This is a genomic window from Glycomyces sp. YM15, assembly GCF_016918015.1.
GTDB lineage: Bacteria > Actinomycetota > Actinomycetes > Mycobacteriales > Micromonosporaceae > Glycomyces.
In genome coordinates this window covers 1-22,022 of the sequence record NZ_JAERMK010000044.1, presented here as the reverse complement: position 1 = coordinate 22,022, position 22,022 = coordinate 1, and the positions used below count along the sequence as shown (strand labels likewise).

Annotated in this window: 25 protein-coding genes; 10 read left to right on the top strand and 15 right to left on the bottom strand. The window is 70.4% G+C overall.

Going from position 1 to position 22,022, the window contains the following annotated elements; all coding sequences use genetic code 11:
• Positions 1-200: 200 nt before the first annotated feature.
• Together JHY01_RS25650 and JHY01_RS25645 are read right to left on the bottom strand one after the other, a co-directional pair.
• Positions 201-1,034, bottom strand: coding sequence for a serine protease (locus JHY01_RS25650; RefSeq protein WP_205328573.1), 834 nt, complete (start codon positions 1,032-1,034; stop codon positions 201-203).
• 190 nt (positions 1,035-1,224) lie between these two features.
• Complete coding sequence (locus tag JHY01_RS25645; RefSeq protein WP_307814586.1) at positions 1,225-1,695, bottom strand: GNAT family N-acetyltransferase; 471 nt, start codon at positions 1,693-1,695, stop codon at positions 1,225-1,227.
• A gap of 435 nt (positions 1,696-2,130) precedes the next feature.
• On the opposite strand from JHY01_RS25645, the gene JHY01_RS25640 reads away from it, so the two are divergent.
• Positions 2,131-3,204 carry a PP2C family protein-serine/threonine phosphatase gene (locus JHY01_RS25640; protein ID WP_205328571.1) on the top strand — a complete coding sequence of 358 codons (1,074 nt, stop codon included), beginning with the start codon at positions 2,131-2,133 and terminating at the stop codon, positions 3,202-3,204.
• Here the strand turns inward: JHY01_RS25640 and JHY01_RS25635 are convergent.
• Positions 3,183-3,320, bottom strand: a complete 138-nt coding sequence (locus tag JHY01_RS25635) for a hypothetical protein (RefSeq protein ID WP_205328570.1) — start codon at positions 3,318-3,320, stop codon at positions 3,183-3,185. The genes JHY01_RS25640 and JHY01_RS25635 overlap by 22 nt on opposite strands.
• Before the next feature lie 256 nt (positions 3,321-3,576).
• On the opposite strand from JHY01_RS25635, the gene JHY01_RS25630 reads away from it, so the two are divergent.
• A complete protein-coding gene (locus JHY01_RS25630) occupies positions 3,577-5,415 on the top strand; it encodes an acyl-CoA dehydrogenase (protein ID WP_205328569.1) in 1,839 nt (612 codons plus the stop codon).
• Here the strand turns inward: JHY01_RS25630 and JHY01_RS25625 are convergent.
• The gene (locus tag JHY01_RS25625; protein WP_205328568.1) at positions 5,412-5,939 is read right to left on the bottom strand and encodes a MarR family winged helix-turn-helix transcriptional regulator; all 528 of its coding nucleotides are present in this window, start codon (positions 5,937-5,939) and stop codon (positions 5,412-5,414) included. The genes JHY01_RS25630 and JHY01_RS25625 overlap by 4 nt on opposite strands.
• Positions 5,936-6,553, bottom strand: a complete 618-nt coding sequence (locus tag JHY01_RS25620) for a type 1 glutamine amidotransferase family protein (protein WP_205328567.1) — start codon at positions 6,551-6,553, stop codon at positions 5,936-5,938. The genes JHY01_RS25625 and JHY01_RS25620 overlap by 4 nt, the downstream gene beginning before the upstream one ends.
• A 66-nt stretch (positions 6,554-6,619) precedes the next feature.
• On the opposite strand from JHY01_RS25620, the gene JHY01_RS27525 reads away from it, so the two are divergent.
• A complete protein-coding gene (locus JHY01_RS27525; protein ID WP_205328566.1) occupies positions 6,620-6,832 on the top strand; it encodes a DUF664 domain-containing protein in 213 nt (70 codons plus the stop codon).
• 80 nt (positions 6,833-6,912) lie between these two features.
• On the opposite strand, the gene JHY01_RS25610 is transcribed toward JHY01_RS27525, so the two are convergent.
• Entirely contained in the window at positions 6,913-7,242 is a 330-nt protein-coding gene (locus tag JHY01_RS25610; RefSeq protein ID WP_205328565.1) for a hypothetical protein, read from the bottom strand.
• 19 nt (positions 7,243-7,261) lie between these two features.
• A complete protein-coding gene (locus JHY01_RS25605) occupies positions 7,262-8,794 on the bottom strand; it encodes a hypothetical protein (protein ID WP_205328564.1) in 1,533 nt (510 codons plus the stop codon).
• 200 nt (positions 8,795-8,994) lie between these two features.
• Here JHY01_RS25605 and JHY01_RS25600 point away from each other — a divergent pair, with 200 nt between their 5' ends.
• The 3 genes from JHY01_RS25600 (at position 8,995) to JHY01_RS25590 (ending at position 10,853) form a co-directional block, all read left to right on the top strand.
• Entirely contained in the window at positions 8,995-9,318 is a 324-nt protein-coding gene (locus JHY01_RS25600) for a hypothetical protein (RefSeq protein WP_205328563.1), read from the top strand.
• Between the two features lie 8 nt (positions 9,319-9,326).
• Positions 9,327-10,484 carry a hypothetical protein gene (locus JHY01_RS25595; RefSeq protein WP_205328562.1) on the top strand — a complete coding sequence of 386 codons (1,158 nt, stop codon included), beginning with the start codon at positions 9,327-9,329 and terminating at the stop codon, positions 10,482-10,484.
• A 153-nt stretch (positions 10,485-10,637) separates the two neighbouring features.
• Positions 10,638-10,853 carry a helix-turn-helix domain-containing protein gene (locus JHY01_RS25590; RefSeq protein WP_205328561.1) on the top strand — a complete coding sequence of 72 codons (216 nt, stop codon included), beginning with the start codon at positions 10,638-10,640 and terminating at the stop codon, positions 10,851-10,853.
• Between the two features lie 11 nt (positions 10,854-10,864).
• On the opposite strand, the gene JHY01_RS25585 is transcribed toward JHY01_RS25590, so the two are convergent.
• The 4 genes from JHY01_RS25585 to JHY01_RS25570 all read right to left on the bottom strand — a co-directional run bounded on the left by JHY01_RS25585 (position 10,865) and on the right by JHY01_RS25570 (position 14,628).
• Positions 10,865-11,761 (bottom strand): RNA polymerase sigma-70 factor, encoded by an 897-nt coding sequence (locus tag JHY01_RS25585; protein ID WP_205328560.1) that lies wholly within the window; start codon positions 11,759-11,761, stop codon positions 10,865-10,867.
• Between the two features lie 85 nt (positions 11,762-11,846).
• Positions 11,847-13,043: an NAD(P)/FAD-dependent oxidoreductase gene (locus tag JHY01_RS25580; RefSeq protein ID WP_205328559.1), complete on the bottom strand. Its 1,197-nt coding sequence runs from the start codon at positions 13,041-13,043 to the stop codon at positions 11,847-11,849.
• Between the two features lie 270 nt (positions 13,044-13,313).
• A complete protein-coding gene (locus JHY01_RS25575) occupies positions 13,314-13,715 on the bottom strand; it encodes a hypothetical protein (protein ID WP_205328558.1) in 402 nt (133 codons plus the stop codon).
• A 391-nt stretch (positions 13,716-14,106) separates the two neighbouring features.
• Positions 14,107-14,628: an NUDIX domain-containing protein gene (locus tag JHY01_RS25570; protein WP_205328557.1), complete on the bottom strand. Its 522-nt coding sequence runs from the start codon at positions 14,626-14,628 to the stop codon at positions 14,107-14,109.
• Between the two features lie 86 nt (positions 14,629-14,714).
• Between JHY01_RS25570 and JHY01_RS25565 the strand changes: the two genes are divergently transcribed.
• Positions 14,715-15,179, top strand: a complete 465-nt coding sequence (locus tag JHY01_RS25565) for a GNAT family N-acetyltransferase (protein ID WP_307814585.1) — start codon at positions 14,715-14,717, stop codon at positions 15,177-15,179.
• A 22-nt stretch (positions 15,180-15,201) separates the two neighbouring features.
• On the opposite strand, the gene JHY01_RS25560 is transcribed toward JHY01_RS25565, so the two are convergent.
• Genes JHY01_RS25560 through JHY01_RS25550 form a run of 3 tightly spaced genes read right to left on the bottom strand, consistent with a single transcriptional unit; the run spans position 15,202 to position 17,142 of the window.
• A complete protein-coding gene (locus tag JHY01_RS25560; RefSeq protein WP_205328556.1) occupies positions 15,202-15,924 on the bottom strand; it encodes an NUDIX domain-containing protein in 723 nt (240 codons plus the stop codon).
• Positions 15,925-15,970: 46 nt separating this feature from the next.
• On the bottom strand, positions 15,971-16,486 hold the full coding sequence (locus JHY01_RS25555; RefSeq protein WP_205328555.1) for an AAA family ATPase: 516 nt from the start codon (positions 16,484-16,486) through the stop codon (positions 15,971-15,973).
• 50 nt (positions 16,487-16,536) lie between these two features.
• Positions 16,537-17,142: a nucleotidyltransferase domain-containing protein gene (locus JHY01_RS25550; RefSeq protein WP_205328554.1), complete on the bottom strand. Its 606-nt coding sequence runs from the start codon at positions 17,140-17,142 to the stop codon at positions 16,537-16,539.
• 116 nt (positions 17,143-17,258) lie between these two features.
• On the opposite strand from JHY01_RS25550, the gene JHY01_RS25545 reads away from it, so the two are divergent.
• Entirely contained in the window at positions 17,259-17,555 is a 297-nt protein-coding gene (locus tag JHY01_RS25545; RefSeq protein WP_205328553.1) for a DUF1330 domain-containing protein, read from the top strand.
• Between the two features lie 19 nt (positions 17,556-17,574).
• Here JHY01_RS25545 and JHY01_RS25540 read toward each other — a convergent pair whose 3' ends face one another.
• Positions 17,575-18,237, bottom strand: a complete 663-nt coding sequence (locus JHY01_RS25540) for a hypothetical protein (protein ID WP_205328552.1) — start codon at positions 18,235-18,237, stop codon at positions 17,575-17,577.
• 166 nt (positions 18,238-18,403) lie between these two features.
• Here JHY01_RS25540 and JHY01_RS25535 point away from each other — a divergent pair, with 166 nt between their 5' ends.
• Both JHY01_RS25535 and JHY01_RS25530 read left to right on the top strand, forming a co-directional pair.
• On the top strand, positions 18,404-21,226 hold the full coding sequence (locus tag JHY01_RS25535; RefSeq protein ID WP_205328551.1) for a BTAD domain-containing putative transcriptional regulator: 2,823 nt from the start codon (positions 18,404-18,406) through the stop codon (positions 21,224-21,226).
• A gap of 365 nt (positions 21,227-21,591) precedes the next feature.
• Positions 21,592-22,022: hypothetical protein (locus tag JHY01_RS25530; RefSeq protein ID WP_205328550.1), on the top strand; the 431-nt coding region annotated here is incomplete at its 3' end.

Genomic DNA, 22,022 nt, shown 5'->3' with positions numbered 1-22,022 from the left:
CGTCGCCGCCGAACTCAACGGACGCCCACGCAAAACGCTCGCCTGGGAAACCCCAGCCGAGCGCCTCGCTAAACTCATCCACACCAGCGAATAACCAGCAGTGTTGCAACCACCCCTAGAATCCGCCCAGACGCCGCCCGGCCCCTTCAATGTTTCGGCTCAGGCCGCCTGCCATGCGGCCCTGAGGTGTTCAGCGGGTGCTACTCCCAGCCCGCGAGGACCTCGTCGATGGTGTCGTCGAAGCCCGCCACCTCGGCGTACACGCCCGGGTTGCCCGCCTCCGCGCAGCCGTAGCCCCAGCTCACGATGCCGACCAGGATCTGGTCCTCACCGGCGGGGGTCATGATCGGGCCGCCCGAGTCGCCCTGGCAGGAGTCGATCCCGCCGTTCTCCAGGTCGCCCGCACACAGCATGGACTCCGCGTCGACCTCATCCGGGTAGGCCGCCTCGCAGTCGGCGTCGCTCACGAACGGCACCTCGACCCACTGCGCGGTGGTCGGGAAGCCGTCGCCGGTGTCGCCCCAGCCGGCGACTTCGAGGAGGTCGAACTCCTCGGGCTCGGTGCCGAGCCCGATCGGCTCGACGTCGACCGGCTCGGCGAGCTTGAGCAGCGCCCAGTCGTTCGACATCGCGATGGGGTCGTTGTAGTCCTCGGCCACGTGGAGGTCCGCGACCGCGGTCTCGACGACGTCCTCGGACTCGAGGTCGATCGCGCCGGAGAAGACCACGAGGTCCTCGGCGGCGGCGTCCTCGACGCAGTGCGCGGCGGTGAGGACCACGTCTTCGGCGATCACCGAGCCGCCGCAGAACTGCCGCTCGTACGCCGTGCCCTCGCCGGGGGAGCCGAGGCCGACCAGCCAGGGGTACTGGCCCTCGGTGACGTCGCCGCCGCCGATGATCTGGGCTTCGAAGTCGCCCTTGGGTTCGACGGGTTCCGCGTTGGCGGCGATGCCCGCCCACGCGATGGCGGTGGCGCCGAGACCTGCGGCGACGCCCGCGCCGAGACGGATCAGATGCTTCCTCTTTCTGTCCACTGTGAATCCTTTCGGGGTGGATGTGAGGGTTGGCCCGTTTGGCCGTCCTAGACCGAAAGACGTAATGAGAGAGATTCACGGTTGCATGCGGCTAAAAAACGTATTTCACTGAATAGTCGCGAAAGTCGCTCACGGCAACGGAAACGGCCGGACAGGCGAACGCCTGTCCGGCCGAGAGCCGACGTGAAACCTATGCGCGCCGGGAACCGAGCTCCTTGCCCAGGTGGATCGAGCCGTCCGTGCACGCGTAGTGCCCGAACGGCGTCACCGGCACGTAGCCGAGCGCCCCGTACATCGCGACCGCCTCGGGTTGGCGCGGGCCGGTCTCGAGGATGACCCGCTTGCGGCCCGCCTCGGCGGCGGAGGCCTCCACCGCGGCCACGAGGAGGCGGGCGAGTCCCTGCCGGCGGGCGTGCTCGCGCACGTAGACGCGCTTCATCTCGGCGTCGTCCTCGTGCGCCCGCCAGCCGCCGCACCCGGCCGGCTCCCCGGCCTCGTCGAAGGCCACGATGAAGTCGCCGTTCGGCGGGTGGAAATCGTCCTCGCCGAGCCGCGTCTCGTCACCGGAGCCGTAGCGGCGGACGTACTCCTCCTGGATCTCGGCGCAGAGCAATTGCGCCACAGGGCTGTCGAACCTGGTCCTCGAAAGCGTGTACTGCACGCGTCCAACTCTAAGATGGCCCATCGCGCCGCGCCAGCGCCCTTGATCACGCGGGTCTCGCGCGAGAACCGGTGGCGGACCGGCCGATCGGCCGAGGTCCGAACCGCCCGTTCGGTGTCCGCGGCCGACCGAACGCACAGACTTGGTCCTCTCCCGTTCGACGTGGTCCTCAACGACCGGTATCGCGTCCGCGACCATTACGATCTTCACATCGGCGATGGTCAGATCGGGTCCGGCGTCCCGGGCGCCCCGTCGCCCTCCAACGCACGCGGGCGCGCGCATCCCTCCGGCTCCGGTCGGGCGCGCCCGGGGCCGGGTCCGCTCGCGTCCGGACCTCGTGCGAGAGCTTCCGCGAACACGCGGGCGACCCGGCCGCGATCCGGTAGGAAGGAGGCATTCACCCACATGCGCACAATGCTGCGACGGAGGCCCGAGATGGCACGCACTGATCGCCGTCAGGGCTGGTCGGCGCCGTCGGTGCGGGTGGCGTTCGCCGCCGCTTTCGCGGTCGTGGTGGTCTTGGTCGGACTGCGTCTGACCGTGCGGGACGAGTCGCACGCGATCTCGTGGCTGGCCCTGCCTCCGCTGGCGGCCTCGGCGTTCCTGCCCTGGCGCTGGGTGGTCGGGGTCGGGCTCGCGAGCATGGCGGCGGCGTTCGTCCATCTGTGGATCATGTTCGACTTCGGGATGGTCGGGGTGGCCGCGCACGGGGTGGACTTCCTGGTCGTGTCCGTGGCGGTGGTGATCGCGGCGGCGGTGGCGGTGGTGCGCGAGCGGGACGACGAGCGGATGAAGCGGCTCACGCAGCTCGCTTCGGTCGTGCAGCAGGCGATCCTGCGGCCGATCGGGGAGCGCTTGGGGCCCTTCGACGTCGCGGCCCGGTACGTCTCGGCGCGTTCGGGTGCGGAGATCGGCGGGGACCTCTACGAGGCGCTGAACACCGAGTTCGGGGTGCGGATCATCATCGGCGACGTGCGCGGGAAGGGTCTGGACGCGGTGCGGCTCTCGTCCACGGTGCTCGGCTCGTACCGGCATGTGGCGTTCGAGCGTTCGGATCAGCGGTGCATGGTCAACGATCTGGACCACGCGGTGGCGCGGAACGCGGGGGACGAGGACTTCGTGACGGCGATCCTGCTGCAGGAGCGAGGCGGGACGCTGGAGATCCTGAACTGCGGGCACCCGCCGCCGATGCTGGTGCGCGACGGGGTGGCGACGTACCTGGAGCCGGAGTCGATGGCGCCGCCGCTGGGGCTGAGCCCGTCGGTGCAGGAGCTGACGGTGCGGCTGCAGCCGGGGGACCGGATCTTCCTGTACACGGACGGTCTGGCGGAGGCGCGCAAGGACGGGGAGTTCTTCCCGATCCGCGAGCGGGCCTGGAGCCTGATCGGGCACGGCAACACCGGTGACGGCCTGGCGTCCCTGGAGTCGGCGCTGCGCCGCTGGGTGGGCGGCCCGCTGACCGATGACATCGCGCTGCTGCTGCTGGACTACCGGCCGGAGAGCGGCTGAACCTCCGGGACGGCGACGCGGAAGACCCGGTGCAGGACGGGTCGGGCGCGGCGGTGGCGGCCGATGTAGGCGGGCCTCGCACGGGCGGCGATGCGGTCGGCGACGGCTCGGATCATGGGGTGCTCCCGGTGGTTCGCACAGGCGGTCGGTCACCGGGTTCAACGAGGCACGGGTGCGCAGGTTACGGCAGCGGGGCCCGGGTCTCGGAACGCTCACCCGATCGATGGAACGGGGGCGTGTCGGCGCGGTCGGAAATCGGACTGGATTTTCCTGCTGAACGCACTTCTCCACGGCATGTCGGCGCGGCATACTTGAGGTAGCTACTCACGAGTAATATGATGGGCGTTACCACCGAGTAATGGAGGACCCGCAATGACGCACTTCCGCCACAACCTTCGAGACCTCGAGTTCAATCTCTTCGAGGTCTTCGGAGCGGACAAGATTCTCGACAACCCGGCCTTCCCGGACCTGGACGAGGCGACCGCCCGCGAGATCCTGGCCGAGCTGGCACGCCTGTCCGAGGAGGAGCTGGCAGCCAGCTTCGTCGAGGGCGACCGCAACCCGCCCGTCTTCGACGCGGCCACGAACTCGGTCACCCTGCCGGAGGCGTTCAAGAAGTCCTACAAGGCGTTCATCGACGCCGAGTACTGGCGCCTCGACCTCCCCGAGGTCCTCGGCGGCACCTCCGCGCCGCGCATGCTCTGGTGGTCCCTCGCCGAACTCGTGCTCGGCGCCAACCCGGCCCTGTGGATGTACGCCGCCGGCTCCTCGTTCGCCCACAGCGCCTACCGCGAGGGCACCGACGAGCAGAAGGAATGGGCGAAGCTCTTCATCGAGAAGGGCTGGGGCGCGACCATGGTCCTGACCGAGCCCGACGCGGGCTCCGACGTCGGCGCCGGCACCACCAAGGCGTACCAGCAGCCTGACGGCTCCTGGCACATCGAGGGCGTCAAGCGGTTCATCACCTCGGGCGACCAGGACATGACCGACAACATCGTCCACTACGTCCTGGCCCGGCCCGTCGGCGTAGAGGGCGTCGGCGGCCCCGGCACCAAGGGCCTGAGCCTGTTCATGGTGCCGAAGTTCCTGTTCGACCCGGCCACCGGCGAGCTCGGCGAGCGCAACGGCGTGAACGTCACCAACATCGAACACAAGATGGGCCTCAAGGTCTCCGCGACCGCCGAGCTCACCTTCGGCGAGAAGTCCCCTGCGAAGGGCTGGCTCCTCGGCGACAAGCACGAGGGCATCCGCCAGATGTTCCTCATCATCGAGTACGCGCGGATGATGGTGGGCACCAAGGCCATCGCCACGCTCTCGTCCGGTTACCTGAACGCGCTCGACTACGCCAAGAGCCGTATCCAGGGCGCCGACCTGCTCCAGTCCGCGGACAAGACCGCCCCGCGCGTCCCGATCATCAAGCACCCGGACGTGCGCCGCTCGCTGCTCATGCAGAAGAGCTACGCCGAGGGCCTGCGCGCGCTCGTCGCGTACACCGCCTCGTGGCAGGACAAGGCCCTGCTGGCCGAGGCCGACGGCGACGAGGACGCGGCCGAGACCGCGAAGAAGGTCAACGACCTGCTGCTCCCGCTCGTCAAGGGCTGCGGCTCGGAGCGGGCGTACGAGCTGCTGAGCTCGGAGGCGCTGCAGGTCTTCGGCGGGTCCGGCTACCTCCAGGACTACCCGCTCGAGCAGTACGTGCGCGACGCCAAGATCGACACGCTGTACGAGGGCACCACCGCGATCCAGAGCCTCGACTTCCTGTTCCGCAAGATCATCAAGGACAACGGCGAATCGCTCATGGTCGTCGCCGGCGAGATCATGGAGTCCACGCAGGACGGACACTCGGAGCTCGAAGAGGTGCGCGGCAAGGTCCTGCGCGCGCTCGGCGACGTGCAGGGCCTCCTCGAAGCGCTCCAGCCGGCCCTCATGGCCGCGATGGGCGACGAGCCGCGCGAGCTGTACAAGGCCGGGCTCCACTCCCGCCGCCTGCTGCTCGCCGTGGGCGACCTCATGGTCGGCTGGCTGCTGCTGCGACAGGCCGAGACCGCCCAGCAGAAGCTGGACGAAGGCGCCGACGACGACTTCTACCGCGGCAAGGTCGCGGCGGCGAAGTTCTTCGCCAAGGAGGTCCTCCCGCGCCTCACCGCCGACCGCAAGGTCGTCGAGGCCGCCGACCTCACCGCCATGGACCTGCCGGACGAAGCGTTCTAGCCCGCAGGACGAGACGACCGCCCGCCCGCGCCTTTCGGCTCGGGCGGGCGGTCGCCGTTCCGGGCCGGTTCTCTCGTTTCGCGGCTCGAATCCAAGGTCTCCAGCACGCCGGAGAGTTCTCGTAGCAGGAGGTAGATGTCCGATGCGCGGTCGTCACCCAGCGCCTCGCACATCCGTTCGGCGAACGCCGAATGCGCGGGGCTGATCCGCTGGACGGCCTCCCTGCCCTGCTCGGTCGGGGCGACCAGTTTGGCCCGCCGGTGTGCGGGGTTGGGCAGGTACTCCACCATGCCGTTCTCCGCCAGGATGTCGGCGATGCGCTGGACGGCCTGGCGCGTGATGCCCATGTCGCGGGCGATGCCGGCCACGGGAAGCGGTGTCTTCAGGACGGCGCCGAGGACTTGCCAGTGCGCCGCGGTCAGGCCGACCGGCCTGGCCAGTCCCTCGGCGATGTCGAGAAACTGGCCGTTCAGTTTGAACACCGTGAGCGCCATGCCCGCCAGCAGCTCTTGGCGGTCGTTCATGCTGCCCCGCCCACCAGCTCGAAGTATCCGGCCGGGTCGCCGAGGCCGTACAGCTTGTACCAGGAGGCCAAGACCTCCGGCGTGTACAGCTCGAGGGCGGCGAACACCTCGCGGGCGAAATCCACTGGTGCCGTGCCCGAGGCGGTGGTGAGCCCGCGGTCGGTGACCGCCGGGAGGTCGCAGTAGCGCTCAGCGCCCTTGGACCCGAAGGCCTGCACGAATTCGGGGGCGTTGCTGGTGTGGCGGCGGTCGTCGAGCAGGCCCTCAGCGGCGAGTCCCGCGGTCGCCCCGCAGATGGCCGCGACGGGCACCTCGGCCTCCAGGAACTGCCGAGCCTTCTTGGCGAAGGCGGCGTTGCCTCCGGAGAGCCAGGTGTCCGCGCCGGGGAGGATCAGCATGGCGCTGTCCTCGACGCGGAGCTCGTCAAGTGCGATGTCGGGCGTGACCGACATGCCGCCCATGGTCCGGATCGGCTCGCGGCCCGCGCCGACGGTGACGACCCGGTAGCGCTCCGGATCGCGTTGCCAGTTGCCGTTGTTGATGTGGGCGGTCGCATGACCGAATTCCCAGTCGGCCATGGTGTCATAGACGGCCAGGTGCACGTACTGCGTCATTGCCGAGCTCCTTCTCGATTACTTGACAAGAGTTTGTCATAATGACAGCATGTTGTCAAGTAAGCGATGGCGACGAGGCCTTGCGCGCAGCGAGCCGTGCGCCCGCTCGGTCGAGATCGCCGACGCCCTGCCGCTCGAGGCGCTGGAACAAGGGCCCCTCCAGGGGGTGAGCCGTGCTCGCTGCGGTGGATCCTGCTGCACATGATCGAGGAGACCGCCCGCCACAATGGGCGCCTCGACATCATCCGCGAACCGGCAGACGGCACCACCGGCGAATGAGCGGTGTCGGGACCGACCCAACGGCGGCCCGGTCCCGACACTCAGCAATCCCGTCCGTGAACGGCCGCACCGCCCACGCTCTAGGACGTTCCGGCCGTCGGGTCGAACGAGCCGAATGCGAAGTAGACCGCCGCCTGGTCGTCGCCGCTGGTCGTCTCGGCGAGCGCCGCATCCAGGCCGTACAGGGTGCCGCGCAGGTACTGCAGGTTCCGCCACATCGCCGCGTGGAACTCCAGGTACTGCCCCATGGCGTTCTCGGCCGCGCCCGCCGCGGTCCCGAACGCCGGCGCCCGGCTCAGCGTCCCGGTCGCCATCACCGGCAGCAGCTCGCTCTCGAGCTCCTCGATCAGCTCCACCAGGAACTGCCGGTACTCGCCGATCGCCTCGGGGTCGAACACCCGATCCGCCATGGTCGTGCCTCCCAATCGCCTAGTTGTAGGGGTCCTCGTTGGGCTTGACGTAGCCCCATACGTTCCCGGTCTCGCGCCGCGCGAGGTGCTGCGGCCCTTCGTCTTCCTTCTCGCCGTCCTTCTTCTTGTCCGAATCCGAACGCTCCGAGGACTTCCCGCCCCGGCCTCCCGACGCGCCGCCCGCGGTCTGGCCGCTGAACAGCCCGCCGCCCTTCGAGCCGCTCGCCGAACCCGTGGTCGCCGCGGTCGTCGGCGTCGTCAACGCCGGGCCGAACAGCCCCTGCGGCACCGCGCCGGTCGAACCGGGCAGGCCCGTTCCGCGTCCCCCGCCGCCGCCGAACGGGCCGCCGCCGGTTCCGCCACCGAGGCCGCCGCCCCCGCCGCTCGCGAGACCGCCGGAGACGTCCTCATCGTCGGCTTCCTCGGCCTCCCAAGGGGTCTCCTCGGTCACGACGGTGCCGTCCCCGCCCGGCGGGACCGGGCTCGGGTCCTGCGTCGTCTGCGGCGGGACCGGCGCGGCGGGCTGCTCCGCCTCCGGCACCGACAACTCCATAAACGATGCATCAGCACTGCTCGGGTACGGCCGGTCCTCGCCCGTCGTCCGCACCGCCTCCAGCTCCGCGCTCTGACCCTCCCGCTTCTGCGCGATCGACTCGTCGATCGCCGCCTGCCGCTCCACATACGCCGCCAACTCGGCCGCCACCCGCTCGGCGAAGACCTCCTTCGCCTCCTCGCCGACCAGCGCCCGCACCTCCGCCACCAGCGCCCCGAGGCCCGAAAGCCGCTGCCCCACACGCTCTTCGACGAATTCCCGCACCTCGGTCGCCAACCCCGCGTCGGCCCCCGCCAGCTCCAGGGCCCTCTCGGCCTCCTCGCAGGTCATCGTGATGCAGTCCCCATGCCACCAGGCCGGGCGCACATGCAGCGCCACCAGATTCGACCACTCGCCCTCGGTGCCCACCATCGGCGCCGGATAGGGGATCTCGCCCGAGTCGCCGCCCTGCAGCGTGTAGATCGCCGCCTCCCGACTCGCCAGTTCGCCCACGGTGGCTTCGATGTCGTCGAGTGCGCCCTCCACCAGGGCCCGCGCCTCGCCGGCCTGCGCCGCGAACGCGTCGAAGTCCTCCCCCGCCCAGCCTTCGGCAAGCCGCGCCAGCTTCGACTTGAGCCGGCCCGGCCACGTCCCCAGCCGTGCGCCGATCTCCTCGGTCCAACCGGTCCGCAAGCGCTGCAGCGAGAACGCGTCCGCATCCTCCGGGCGCACCGCCGTCACCGCCGCCCGGAAGTCCTCCTCGGTCGGGTAGGCCATGCCCTCGCATCGCGGCTTGAACCGGTCGCGCTGCCCCTCCACCGGCACCGCCGAAGCGAGCTGCACCCAGGCCTCCTCCGCCGGATGCGCCACCGGGTGCGGGCACTGGGCCGCAGCGCAACCGGCGCGGTCCCCTGAGGACAGGGCCGACGTGTCGCCGAACGCGATGGTGAACTCGAACGACGGCAGCTCGACCGAACCGGCGGCCCAGTCCTCACCGCCGGTGAAAAGCTCATCGGTCACGACACCCCTCCTCGCGTGGCGGCCCGGTCCCCGGGCCTCGATTGCGTATGCCGCCCATGGAAGGCGGAGCCGTCACGAATCCGTCATGGGTTGATCAAGCCCGCGCCGGGACCGACCCGTGACGAGCCGCGCGACAGTACTTCCGACGCCGCCGGGCGTCCGCCCGAGAGGGCGTCGACACCTCGCAGAAGGAGGAGCCCATGACCGTGCACATGGACGTTGACGATGTGCGAACGGGCGGCACCGGTCTGCGCGGCCTGGCCCCGAACAGCCAGGCCGCGTCCAGGCGGGTGGAGCGCCCGGCGGCGACCGCGGCCGAGAAGAACACCGGCTTCGCCACCGGCGAGGCCGGCCGCCGCTGGCAGACCGCGCTCGCCGCCGTCGCCACCGGTGTCGAGCGTCGCCTCACCTGGCAGGGCGACCAGGTCGTCGGCAGCGCCGACGACCTCGACGCCGCCGACCAGGAGATGAGCTCCCGCTTCGGCGGCATCCAGAGCCAGATCACCACCACGCCGAAGCCTTAGGAGGACCCATGCCCAGCTACCAGGACGCGCTCTCGGCCCAGCCCTCGGAGTTTCTCACCTACGCCTCCGAGATGACCGCCGCCGCAAGCGATCTCGCCACCCAGCAGACCGACTACGGCGCCAAGGTCGCCGAGATCAACAGCCACTGGAGCGACAGCGCGAACGACGCCTTCAACGGCGAGGTCGGCAACGTCAACGCCCACCTCACCCAGGTCATCGGCGAGGTCACCGCCACCGCGGGCGGCCTGGCCGCGACGGCCGCGCAGATGCTCGTCGAATGCACCGGCCTCAAGGCCGCGGACGCCGCGCTCAAAGCGATCGGCTTCAACATCCAGCCCGCCCCGATGGTGACCCTCGGCCCGGCGCAGCGCACCGCGATCGCCATGGCGGGCCCGTTCGGCGGCATCCTCGAAGCGGCACTCCAGGCCCAGGCGATGGCGGGGACGCTCGGCCTCCAGGCCCTCACCTCCCTCATCAACGCCGCCGACGCGAGCGCCGGTGCGGCCCTCACACAGGCGGCCGAGCTCCTGAAGCCTTTGGACGACAAGTCGAACGCGGCCAGGGACATGAACTCCCACAAGGCCGCCGAGGACCACTCGACGGCCGGCACGGAGGGCGCGAACGAGGATGCGGCCGAGGAGGAGGACGAGGAACAGCAGGAAGAGGAGCAGGACGAGGAAACGCAGGAGGAGCAGCAGGACCAGCAGGAACCGACCCAGCCGCAGGACCAGCAGCCCACGACGCCCGAGACCCCCTCCGGCATGGAAGACCTGGCGCAGCCCGAGACGCCCGAGATGCCCGAGCTCGACAACCCCTGGGACGCTTCCGAACTCGAAGACCCCGAGGACATCTCGGGCGGTCTCGCCTCCGGCGGGGGCGGCATGGGCGGCGGCCTCGGCGGCGGCGCGGGCGGCCTGGGAGCCGGCCTGCCCGCCGGCGGATCGCCCTCCGGCGGCGGCATGGGCACCGCGACGATGCTCGGCACCCCGGCCGGAGGCGCCCCCGCCGGAACCGGCGCGAAGGCCGGAGCGGGCGGCATGATGGGCGGCGGCGGAGGCCGCGGCGCCGGAGGCAAGCAGGACGAGGAGGTCGAGCGCGAATCCTTCCTCGTCGAGGACCCGGAGGAGGACGTCTGGGGCATCGGCAAAGACGACGACAACCCGTAGGCGTAGGTCATGGCGAACGAGCCTGAGCCCGGGCCGGCCGTGAAGGTCGCCGCAGCCTGTTCTTCCTTGCCCCGGGAGTCATCGCCTTCCCGACTTCACTGCATGACGTCAACCGTAGTTGACGATCCTCGCATCGTCAACTACGGTTGACGCATGGCAGACGACAAGTTCACCGCGCTCGCGGAAGACGAACCCGACCCGCTGCGGGGCCTGCAAGCCGTGCGGCGCATGCGCACCGAGGCCGAACGCCTCGAGTCGGTCATGGTCCGCCGGGCCAGGAACAACGGCGCGAGCTGGGCCCAGATCGCCACGGTCCTGGGCGTCTCGAAGCAGGCGGTCCACAAGAAGCACGGCGGCAAGGGCCGCTAACCGCAAGGCCCTCAGCGCAGCGTCAAGCGGGTCTCGCGCCTCACGTGGGCCAGCTTCTCGGGGTTGCGCACGTAGTAGAGGCCGCTGACGCGGCCGTCCTCGATCCGTGCGGCCATGACGCCGTCGAGCTCGCCGTCCAGTTGCACGACCAGGGCCGGGCCGCCGTTGACGACCGCGATCTGGGCGGTGAGCGTGCCCTCGAGCTTGGCGAGACCGCCGAAGACCAGGCGGGTGACCTTGTCGGCGCCCACGACCGGCCGCAGTGCCGCGTTCTTCAAACCGCCGCCGTCCCCGACGACGACCACGTCGGGGGCGAGCGCGTCCATGAGGCCCTTGAGGTCTCCGGTCTCGATCGCGTGCTGCATGGACGCCAGCGCCGCGCGCGTCTCCGCCGGGGCCACCACCCCGCGGGGGCGACGGGCGTCGACGTGCCGCCGGGCGCGGTAGGCGATCTGGCGCACCGCTTCGGGGCTTTTGCCGACCGCGGCGGCGATCTCGTCGTAGCCGACGTCGAACACCTCCCGCAGGACGAACACGGCCCGCTCGGTCGGCGAGAGCGTTTCGAGCACCAGCATGAGCGCCATCGAGACGCTTTCGGCGAGGGCCACGTCGTCGGCCACGTCGGGGGCGGTGAGCACCGGCTCGGGCAACCACGGGCCCACATAGGACTCTTTGCGGCGCTGCATGGCGCGCAACCGGTTGAGCGACTGCCGGGTGGTGATGCGCACGAGGTAGGCGCGCTGGTCGCGCACCCGTTCAAGATCGACCTCGACCCACCGCAGCCAGGTCTCCTGCAGCACGTCCTCGGCGTCGGACGCCGAGCCGAGCATCTCGTAGGCGACGGTGAACAACAGGTTCCGGTGGGCGACGAAGGCCTCGGTCGCCGGGTCGGCGGTCGGGTCGCTCATGGCCGCGCTCCTCCCTGGCGGGCGCGTGCCGCGGTTCGTCCACGGCACGCGCCCCGGTTTCCTGACATTAGCGGTCGGGGTGCGGTCATGCCGCCCGGTCGAGGGCGACCGCGGCTTCGCCGCGTTCGGACAGCAGCGGCGGGCGCCGCTCGTCCACGGGCTTCCAGGTGAACGACCCGGGCTTGCGGGCCTCCTTCGCGAGGGCCCCGATGATGTGCGGGTACGTGAACTCCTTGAGCTTGGAGCCGAGTCGGCCGCCGACGTAGAGGCGCTTCGCCTCCCCGTTGGCGGCGACGAACTGCATGGTGGCCTTCGCGCGGCCGATGCTGGTGCACACCGCGGGGAGGCCCACGTCGATGTCGGCGGGGCGCTCGCCGGAGATGCGGGCGAGGACGGTGTCGGCGGCGTGGGCGCCGAGCGGGGCGGCCCCCTGGCAGCTCATCCGCAGCGGCACTTCGGAGGGCGTCACGGCGTCCCCGGCCGCGACGATGCGGTCGTCATCCACATAGGTCAGGGTCTCGTCGGTGACGAGGCGGCCCGTCGAGTCGGTGCGCAGGCCGCTGCGCGCGGCCAGGTCCGGGACGCCGAAACCGGCGGTCCAGATCGTCACGGCGCTCGGCACCTCCCGACCGCCGCTGAGCCGCACGGACTCCCGCGTCACGGCCGTCGCTGTCGCCTCGGGCCCTTCGACGATGGTCACGCCGAGCTTGGCCAGGCCTTTGACGACCGAGCGCCGGGCGTTCGGGTGCAGGTACGACGCGACGACCGTCCCGGCCACGAGTGTGACCTTGCGACCCGCCGAGGCGAGCTCGGCGGCGACCTCGTTGCCGGTGGGGCCGGAGCCGACCACGGTCACCGGGGCGGTGGCGGGCGTGTCGTCCAGGACCGACCGAAGCCGTTGCGCCGCTTCGAGGGTGTCCATCGTGTACGCGTGCTCGGCTGCCCCAGGGACGCTCGGCGCGGGGCTGCCGCTGCCGACCGCGTAGACCAGGTAGTCGTAGCCGACCGTGTCGCCGGAGGCCAGGGTCACGCTGCGCTCGGCCGCGTCGATCCGGGTGGCGGCGTCGACGACCAGCCGGACGTCGGCGCTGAGGACGTTCGCGTAGTCGACCACGGCCTCGCCGGTGCCGGCCACGAGCTGGTGGAGCTGGATCCGCTGGATGAAGTCCGGGCGCGGATTGATCAGGGTCACTGACACGTCCTCGCGGCCGTTCAGGCGGTTCGCGGCCATCACTCCGGCGTAACCGCCCCCGATGACGACGACTTCGGTGTTCCCGTTCATGGCGTCTCCTTGGTTCTCAGAGGGTCGCCCACAAGACACCGCCCGCCCCCGAGTCATAACATGGGGTGACTCAGCTCACTATCTTCGCCTTCTTTCGTGTCCCGTCTCGTTAGTTCCGAGGCAGTCTCGTTCTAGCGGAGGCATCCGGGGTTGTCTCAGTCGAGCTGAGGCACTTATCCTGAGCCAGGCCTCGTGTTGCTGCGTCCCAAAGCATCCCGGAAGGTACGAGAGAGCCGGACCACCGCAAGCAAGCGGCATCCGGCTCCTCCGCTACCCGATGCTCTTACTGTGGGCGACGATCGCCGCGATGGCGAACCCGACTGTCGCGGCGATGAGCAGTAGCAGTGCGGGATTGGCCCCAACCGGAATGAGCTGGACTGTCCGCTCCGTGCATTCCAGCACGAAACTGGGTGGGAACAGCGACTCTGTGTAGTTCACGAACTCGCCTGCACCGTGCCGACTGCATTCGTATCTGGCGTCCCACGGCGAAGACATGAAGAGCGTGCCCAGGTAGAGCGGGATTGCGATACACAGGGAAGCAAGCGATGCAGCGATGAACACCGTGCTTCGCGCGGGGCGGCGCTTCCTCAAGGGGACGGTTACGGCGGCGACCGCCAACGCCACGAGGATGAGCAGCGAGACCGGGAACAGCATCGTCATGGCAGCGAACATCAGGTGACCCTAGCCGGTATGTATCAGCAGGGCTCGGCGTAGGCCAGGGGTATGACCCCCTGGGGCGGATTCGCTGGGGACGTCCTCCGTCGCATCGCCGACGGAGAGCTATCTGCCCCAACTTTAACGAGACTGACCGACCCGGCCCTTGTCCCAGGAACAATGAGAAACCGCATTTCAACAGCGGTCTGACTGCCTCGGCCTAATTGAGACTGGTCATTTCGCTCGGCTGCCGATCGCCGACACCCGGGCATTCGCAATGGAAGACCCGCAAGCGACGGCGGGGCGAACCCGCCTCCGCTGCATCGATGGTCCTCCGGCGGCTCCTGCTGTCCGGCCTGCCTGGGATGACCGCGGATCGTCTGCCTTCTTCTGGATCGCGACCGCACTGTCAGGGCAGGTCGCCGAGATACACGGGGCCAGGGGCGGCCAGACCGGTTCCCAGCGCGGCGAGCGGTGCTGCCAGACCGAGCGGCAGCAGGACTATTTCCGCGATCGCGGCCAGCGGGTGCCAGACGACCGCCGACTGGGTGCCGTCCGGCTCGGTCGCCTCCGTCGCGTCCTCTGCCGTCGGCTCGGCGCGGAAGTACAGCTGGAGCTGCTGCATCGTCGTGCGGTGGTGCGGGTGGCCGAGGTGCCGGTCCGGCAGGAACTCACGCACCCACAGCAGTTCGCCGACCTTGACCCGGATCCCGGTCTCCTCCAGCACTTCTCGCTCAGCGGCTTCGGCGGCCGTCTCGCCGGGTTCGACGCGTCCGCCGGGCAGGACATGGAACTCGCGCCCGTCGGCGCGATGCCGGACCAGGAGGACCCGGCCGCCCGGGTCCACGGCCACGGCGCGGGCGCTGACGCGCGGTTCGTCGGCGCGCGGCAGCGGTTCGATACGGAGCTGGTCTGGCGACGGATCGGTCATCGAGCCAGCCTACGGATGGAGTCGCAGTCGTTGCGGCGGTGTGCAAGCGCGATGCAGCGGGTGCTTGCGTCCGTAGACTCCGCTTGGTGGACATCGAATTCCGTTCATCCCGCGCCGACGAGGCGCCGCTGATCTCCGACCTGGCGATGCGGTCCAAGGCGCACTGGGGCTACAGCGCCGAGTTCCTCGAAGCGATCCGCGACGAGCTGACCTATTCGCCGCAGGTGTGCGCCTCCGGGACGCTCGTCGTGGCTGAGCGGTCGGACCGGCTCGTGGGCTTCTATCACCTGATCGAAAGCGTTCCGGAGAGTCGCCTCGAATCCCTCTTCATCGACCCGCCCGCCATCGGCACCGGCGTCGGCCGGGCACTCCTCCAGCGTGCGCTGCTCGCGGCCGAAGGCATCGGCGCACGAACGGTCACGCTCGAAGCCGACCCGAACGCCGCATCGTTCTACGCCAGGTTCGGCGCGGTCCGCACCGGCGAGATCCCCAGCGAATCCATCCCCGGAAGGATGCTGCCGCACATGCGGTTCGACCTTCCCGCCGCGTGACCGTGCGTGATCCTCAACCGGCTCATTGCGCACCGACCGAATCCGAGGTGCCCGCTGCGAGGAGCGGGCCGGCGACCCGCAACGTCTCGGTGCGCGACAGATGGATCCGGGCCTCGGCGGCGATGGGGCCGCCCGCCGCGATCGTCGCTCCGGCGGCGGTCAGGTCCGCGAACGTCGCGCCTGCGGCGATCAGTGACCCGGCGTTGAGCGGCAGCCAGACCAGGGCCGCGATGTCGGGGTCGTCGGGCGTCAAGCCGGTCGGCTCCTCGACGAACTCGGCGACGAACATGCAGAAGTAGGTGAACGGCCCGGCCGGAAGGTCCGGCCGATAGGGCGTGATCGGATCCTCGTTCCGGAAGCGCTGCAAGATGAACGGCGCCGGGACATCCCCTGTGCGAACCTCCCGCAGCTCGTCGCTGTCGATGTCGTGCAGGTAGGTCCGTTCCGGCGGCACGAGCCGCACCGGCACGCCGAGCTCCTCCCGGGCCTCGCGCAGCGCGCAGTCCCAGACGTCCTCGCCGGGCTCCTGGCCGCCGCCGACCCCGCCGACGTGCCAGTCGGTGCCGCTCGCGTCCACGGCGTCGACCCCGTCGGCGTTCAATGTCGCGAGCACTTTGCCGTCCCGCACGAGCAGCACTCCGGCGCAGAACGGCCGCCCGCCGGTGAGCCTGCGGACCTCCACGGTTCCCGAATCGGCCGCCCGCCAGAGCCGTTCATCGATCGAGTCCTCGTGTCCCCGCGTCATCGCATTGCCTCCCTTGCCGAACCCCGACGGTACGCGATATCCGCGCTCAGGTCCGCCCGGCGGCGGTCGACGGGTCGAGCGAGTCCGCCCACGCGAGGACGCGTTTCGCGACGCCGCTCGGGCCGGTGTCGTCGGTGCGGACGACCGTGTCGAACAGCGGCCGGTAGGCGCGGGCGTCCCGCAGCGCCGAGTCGACCTGGGCCGTGTTCCAGCCCCTGGCGCGGAGGCGATCGGCGCGCACCGCGTCGTCGCAGTCGAGCAGCAGGTAGCCCGTCGCGCCTCGCAGCTCGCTCGGGATGTTGGGGCTCAGGAACAGCACCGGATGCCCCGACCGGAGCGTCATGTCGATGATCCTGCGCCACATCCGCCCGTACGCGGGCCAGATCGGCGCGGCCTCGGGGACCGCGATCGGCACGCCGAGGAGGGCGCTGTCCTCAAGCAGCTCATCGATGTCCATCACGACCATGCCGTTCCCGGCCGCGAGCAGTTCCGCCCGAACGCTCGTCTTCCCGGCGCCTGGGGCGCCGCTGACGGCGTAGAGCGGTGCGTATCCGGTTCCCATCGGCACAGTCTCGCGGGAGTGCCGCCCGACCGCATCTGGATTGCGGCCCTTCAGGCTTCGAGCCGCTCCGACCACGGGTGCTCGCCGTACGCCAGCCGGATCGACTCGCGGAGCCACCGGCGCTGCTCCGCGCCGAGCTTCGGCAGCACCGCCTCGAAGTCGGCCTCGTCCTTCGGCCGCAGGCCTTTGGCCTTGTACAGCAACTGGATCTCGGGGGCCAGGTACGGGACGCCGTCGCGGTTGACGAGCCCGGTCTCCGCGATCGGGCGCCGTATTCGCGGGTCGCGGCGCGAGACCCACTCGTCGCCTTCGGCTTCGTCGAGCATGAACTGGAGCCGCCATGGAGCGTCCGCGCTCGGGCGGCACCAGATGTCGTGGACCTCGGGCGGCAGGATCTCACCGGCCGCCCAGGGCCGCAGCGTGCCCGGCGGGTCCGCCGCCCACCACTCCCATCCCGGGAGCGCGTCCTGCACCGCCAGCTGGTCGCGCCGCAGCAGCAGGACATCGACATCGCCGTGCGAGCGGAACGGTTCGCCGACCGCGAACTCGATCGCGTACCCGCCCGCGATCCACCACGGAGCGTCGACCGCCGCGAGCAGACCCCGGACCTCGTTCGGCGTCGCGGGCTCCCAGCGGCCCAGATGATTCGCACCCATCACCGCATCCTCCCGCCTCGCCGCCCGCACCGCGACCGAATTGCGGTGCGGCGCAGCCGACCGGCCGCCGCCGGGTACCCGGCGCGGTGCCCCCGCGCCCGGGCATCATGGTCCCCATGAACGAAGCCCCGATCGAACTCTGCTGCCTCCTCCGGGCCCTCCCCGGCGCCGAGCAGGCCATGACCTCATACGAGGACAAGGTGACCGCGCTCGTCCCCGAACACGGCGGCGAACTGCTCTCCCGCGCGATCGGCGACGGCGCGGACGGCAACCCCCACGAAGTCCACGTCTACCGCTTCCCGAACCAGGCCGCCATCGACGCCTACATGGCCGACCCCCGCCGCCTCGCCCTCGCCGCTGAACGGGACCGCACCGTCGCGAGCACCGTCCTCTTCCCCGTCCGCATCGCCTGAACCGCGAGGCGGTCCGGCATCACGCGAGGATCTCGGTCAGGCGGTCGACTGCCTTCGCCTGGGCGGCTTGGATCGTCGCGGTCGACTGCACGGACAGGTCCTCGCACTCGGTGTCGAGGGTCGCGTTGGGGACCAGGAACTTGAACCCGGTGAGGCGGCCCTCGACGTCGACCTCGGCCGAGCAGAGGTCGTCCTCGGTGGTGTGGGCGAAACGCTCGTGCGAGCAGCGGGCGATGCGGTCGCGGAGTTCGTCGCCGCCACTGTCGGGAACGCGCGCGGCGAGGAGGTCAGCGTGGACGCGTTCAAGGTGGAGCACGTACTCCGAGCGGGCCGCCTCGGCGGCGACCCAGGCCGCCTGGATCGCGTCGGCCACCGCCGGATTGCTCAACCGGTCGATGGTCGGGCTCAACGCCAGGGACTGCAAGCGCCCCAGGTAGTCGAGGCGCAGCCACGCCACCCGGTCGGCATCGGTCCCGTCGAAGGCTCGCTCCGCGAGCTCCCCGGTGAGGGCCTCGGCCCGCTCGGCGAGGTCCGCCGCCTGCTCGTACCGATCCCGGCTCGGCGCCGCCTCCAGCGCGCGGTCGACGCCCTCGCGCACCGCCCCCGCGGGGAGCCGCGCGGCGGCGTGGCGCCCGGCGGCCAAGCGGTCCTCGTAGTCCTCGGGGATCTCGATCCGGTTCATCGGCTGTGCCTCCTCAAACGCTGTTCAACCGCATCGTTCCCGGCGCGCTCACGGATCGGTCACCGATCGGTCATGCCCGCCGCCGCGACTTCGAGGAATGCGTCACTTATGGCGTTGTGGGACACTGATTATCCCCTGTCCCGGTCCGGATCGAAGGCGGAAACCCATGCCCCACCTCGATGTGCGCCTGCTCGGGCCCCTGGAGCTCAGCGTCGACGGCGCGCCGGTCGCGATCCCGCGCGGGAACACCGCGACCGTGCTCGCGATCCTCCTCGACGAAGCGAACAGCGTGGTCCCGCTCGAGAACATCGTGCGCGCCGTCTACGGCCACGACATCCCTCAAGACCCCGAGACGCAGGTGCAGAACACCATCGGCGTCCTGCGCCGCAAACTCGGCGCCGCCCGCGACCGAGTCGAGACCGTCGGCCGCGCCTACCGCTTCCGCATCGACGCCGCCGAACTGGACACCCTGCGCTGCAAGACGAACGAGGACCGGGCCAGGTCCCTGCGCGCCGAAGGCCGCTTCGACGAGGCCGTCGCCGCCCTCCGCGAGGCCCTCGGCGAATGGCGCGGACCCGCGCTCGCCAACCTCTCCGGCAGCACGAGCGAGGCGATCCGCCGCCGCTACGACGAGCACCGCCTCGCCCTCCTCGAACGCCGCATCGACCTCGACCTCGAACTCGGCCGCGCCGCCGAGGTCGTCGACGAACTGCGCCAGATCGTCGCCGTCCACGGCACCCGCCAGCGCTTCACCGCCCTCCTCATGCGCGCCCTCCAGGGCGCCGGCCGTACAGCCGAAGCCCTCGAAGCCTATGCGGCACTGAAGGAACGTCTCGCGGACGAACTCGGCGCCGACCCCGACCAGGCCGTGCGCGACCTTCACACCGCGATCCTCCGCGACGGCCCGTCGACCGCCGTCCCGGACGCGCCTCCCGCCACCGACCCGCTCCTGCGCCGCCGCGTCCCCGCGATGCTCCCCCGCGCCAACACGCGCTTCACCGGCCGCACCGGCCAAATGCGCCTCCTCGACGACTTCCTCGAAGCGGGCGCGGGCACCGCCGGACTCGCCGTCGTCACCGGCATGGGCGGCGTCGGCAAGACCGCGCTCGCCGTCTCCTGGGCGCACCGCGTCGCCCACCGCTTCCCCGACGGCCAGCTCTACTTCAACCTCCGCGGCTTCGACCCGCTCGCACCGGGCACCGACGCCGCCACCGTCCTCGGCGAAGCCCTCGTGGTCCTCGGCGTCGAGGCCCACCAGCTCCCGGCCGGACTCGACGAGCGCATCGGCCTGTACCGCACGGTTCTCGCCGGGCGCAGAGTCCTCGTCGTCCTCGACAATGCCAGGGACGCCGCCCAAGTGCGTCCCCTCCTGCCCGTCGCCCCCGGCTCGTTCACCCTCGTCACCAGCCGCGACCGCCTGGCCGGACTCGACGTCACCGAAGGCGCGGACGTGCTGCCCCTCGACCTGCTCCCCGACGCCGACGCCTGGGCGCTCCTGGTGCGCCGCATCGGCATGAGCCGGGCCATGGAGGAGGAGCGGGCCGTCAAGCGCATCGTCACCTCGTGCGGACGACTTCCCCTGGCGCTCACACTCATCGGCGCGTGGGCCGCCACTCACCCCCAGTTCTCCCTCGCCTCCCTCGCCGACCGGCTCGACACGACCACGAACGTGCTCGGCATCTTCGCCACCTCCGACTCAGCCACTGACCCGCGTTCGGTCTTCGCCTGCTCCTACCAGGCACTCAGCTCACGCTCGGCCCGCGCCTTCCGTTTCTTCGGCCTCCACCCCGGCCCGGAGCTCACCGTCCCGGCAATGGCCAGCCTCATGGGAGTGCCACCCGCCGAGGCCGAAGCGGCCCTCCTTGAACTCGCCGACGTGCACCTCGTCGACCAGCCCCGCGAGGGCCGCTACGCGATGCACGACCTGCTGCGTTCCTATGCGGCCGAACGCTTGCGCGACGAAGTCGCCCCGGCCGAACGCGACGCCGCCGAGATCCGACTGATCGACTACTTCATCCACTCCGCCCACGCCGCCGACGCGCAGCTCACCTTCCACGGCGACACGATCGACGTGGGCGAACCGGCCCCCGGCGTCACCCCCGAGCCCGTCGCGGACATGCCCGCGGCCGCGGACTGGTTCGCCACCGAATACGAGGTCCTGCTCGGGCTGCTCCGCCGTGAACCGGCACCGGGGGGTGACGCCAGATTCTGGCTCCTCGCCTGGTGCACCGCCGGATACATGCTCGACCGCTCCTTCGGCGTCGACCTCATGGAGACGCAGACCGCCGCGTTCGCGGCGGCCGAACGCGCCGGCGACGGCTTCGGCCAGGTCATCTCTCTCGGATACCTCTCGGCCGCGACGATGCTTCACGGCGATCAGGAGTACGCCGCCCGCCTCATCGAGCGCGCCATGTCCATCGCCGACGACCTCGAGCAGCCATGGGCCAAGGGCTTCGTCTGCTACGGGCTCGCGGTCCACGCCGCCCGCGAAGACGACGACGCCCAAGCGGCCGAATACGCGGGCAGGGCGCTCGCCTACTTCGACGAGGCGGGCGACCGCATCTGGACGTACCGCGCGAGTTGGACCATCGCCTGGCACGAGGCCGTTCTTGGCGGACTCGACGCGGCCAAGGCCCGATACGACGACCTGATGGCGATCTCACTCCAGGTCGGCGCGCCCCTCGCTGTTGCGCACTCCAACCTCGGGCTCGGCCACGTCGCCCATCGCAGCGGCCGCCTCGACGACGCGCTTCGCCATTACGCCCTCGCCCGCGAGGGCTTCAAGGAGTACGGGCAGGAGTCGAACATCGCCTTCGCCGACGAGCTTGTCGGCGACGTCCTGGACTCGTTGGGCGACAGCGCCGGAGCAGAGTCGAGGTGGCGCTTCGCCGAGGAGGTCTACAGGCGGTTCCGGGCGCAGCGCGAATTCGAGCGCGTCACGGAGAAACTCGCACAGTCGGTCGACGCGATGAGCATCCAAGAGCCGTAATGAACGCTCGCGCAGCAGGTGCGTTCCGACTCGCCCGCCTGGATGTTCTGTCTGCGTCGGTGGCTCGGTGCAAGGAGCCGTTTTGATTGAGGTTCAGGCGGGCGGCGACAAAAGGGTCTCGTGGTGGTGGGGTGTGCGGTGCGGCTGCCCGGCAGCGATCCACCCGGGGCGGAGTCTGACGCCCGATGATCCGCCAGTTTCCCTGCACCCCAGGTGGAGTGACGGCCTGGCGCGAGTGTCCCTCATGGAATGTTCACCCGGTTGGGTGATGACACCGGCACGGCATTCTGTCATCATTGAACTACGAACAAGGAACCGAAAACAGGCAGGACATTCGAGAACAGCGGAAGGGAGGTGAAGGAACCATGAGCCACTGCACCGGCACCAGTCACAGCCCCACCATCCCGGTCGCTCCGGTCCTCCCCGCCGCTTCGCTCCTTTCCGCTTCCCCTGACCGCCGCTCCCAGGCTGCGGCGATCCGCTCGACCCTCGATGAGGCCGCGTCCCTCATCAACGCCCAGCACGCGGCGGTCCTCGCCTCGGTGATCGCGATGAAGGAGGCGAACCTGCACCGCTCCGAGTTCGGGTTCTCCGCCCTCCGCGACCTGCTCCTGTCCCAGTTCGACTTCACCTTCAACACCGCCAGCGCGATCGCGGCGATCGCGCGGTTGTCGGGGAAGTTCCGTCTTCTTGCTTCGGCGGCGGTGTCGGGGAGGGCTCGGATTGACCAGGTCGCTTACGCTGTCCGCCAGCTTGACCAGACCCCGGCGATGCGCGTGTTCGCCCGCACTCCTTT

Excerpts from the sequence above, each read along its gene's own strand:
- JHY01_RS25555 (WP_205328555.1), bottom strand. The coding sequence starts at position 16,486 with ATGGGAACCGGATACGCACCGCTCTACGCCGTCAGCGGCGCCCCAGGC.
- JHY01_RS25635 (WP_205328570.1), bottom strand. The coding sequence starts at position 3,320 with ATGATCCGAGCCGTCGCCGACCGCATCGCCGCCCGTGCGAGGCCCGCC.
- JHY01_RS25625 (WP_205328568.1), bottom strand. The coding sequence starts at position 5,939 with ATGAACGACCGCCAAGAGCTGCTGGCGGGCATGGCGCTCACGGTGTTC.
- JHY01_RS25545 (WP_205328553.1), top strand. The coding sequence starts at position 17,259 with ATGAACGAAGCCCCGATCGAACTCTGCTGCCTCCTCCGGGCCCTCCCC.
- JHY01_RS25590 (WP_205328561.1), top strand. The coding sequence starts at position 10,638 with ATGGCAGACGACAAGTTCACCGCGCTCGCGGAAGACGAACCCGACCCG.
- JHY01_RS25610 (WP_205328565.1), bottom strand. The coding sequence starts at position 7,242 with ATGGCGGATCGGGTGTTCGACCCCGAGGCGATCGGCGAGTACCGGCAG.
- JHY01_RS25550 (WP_205328554.1), bottom strand. The coding sequence starts at position 17,142 with ATGGGTGCGAATCATCTGGGCCGCTGGGAGCCCGCGACGCCGAACGAG.
- JHY01_RS25600 (WP_205328563.1), top strand. The coding sequence starts at position 8,995 with ATGACCGTGCACATGGACGTTGACGATGTGCGAACGGGCGGCACCGGT.
- JHY01_RS25575 (WP_205328558.1), bottom strand. The coding sequence starts at position 13,715 with ATGTTCGCTGCCATGACGATGCTGTTCCCGGTCTCGCTGCTCATCCTC.
- JHY01_RS25620 (WP_205328567.1), bottom strand. The coding sequence starts at position 6,553 with ATGACGCAGTACGTGCACCTGGCCGTCTATGACACCATGGCCGACTGG.
- JHY01_RS25640 (WP_205328571.1), top strand. The coding sequence starts at position 2,131 with ATGGCACGCACTGATCGCCGTCAGGGCTGGTCGGCGCCGTCGGTGCGG.
- JHY01_RS25540 (WP_205328552.1), bottom strand. The coding sequence starts at position 18,237 with ATGAACCGGATCGAGATCCCCGAGGACTACGAGGACCGCTTGGCCGCC.
- JHY01_RS25560 (WP_205328556.1), bottom strand. The coding sequence starts at position 15,924 with ATGACGCGGGGACACGAGGACTCGATCGATGAACGGCTCTGGCGGGCG.
- JHY01_RS25630 (WP_205328569.1), top strand. The coding sequence starts at position 3,577 with ATGACGCACTTCCGCCACAACCTTCGAGACCTCGAGTTCAATCTCTTC.
- JHY01_RS25570 (WP_205328557.1), bottom strand. The coding sequence starts at position 14,628 with ATGACCGATCCGTCGCCAGACCAGCTCCGTATCGAACCGCTGCCGCGC.
- JHY01_RS25580 (WP_205328559.1), bottom strand. The coding sequence starts at position 13,043 with ATGAACGGGAACACCGAAGTCGTCGTCATCGGGGGCGGTTACGCCGGA.
- JHY01_RS27525 (WP_205328566.1), top strand. The coding sequence starts at position 6,620 with ATGGCGACGAGGCCTTGCGCGCAGCGAGCCGTGCGCCCGCTCGGTCGA.
- JHY01_RS25535 (WP_205328551.1), top strand. The coding sequence starts at position 18,404 with ATGCCCCACCTCGATGTGCGCCTGCTCGGGCCCCTGGAGCTCAGCGTC.
- JHY01_RS25585 (WP_205328560.1), bottom strand. The coding sequence starts at position 11,761 with ATGAGCGACCCGACCGCCGACCCGGCGACCGAGGCCTTCGTCGCCCAC.
- JHY01_RS25595 (WP_205328562.1), top strand. The coding sequence starts at position 9,327 with ATGCCCAGCTACCAGGACGCGCTCTCGGCCCAGCCCTCGGAGTTTCTC.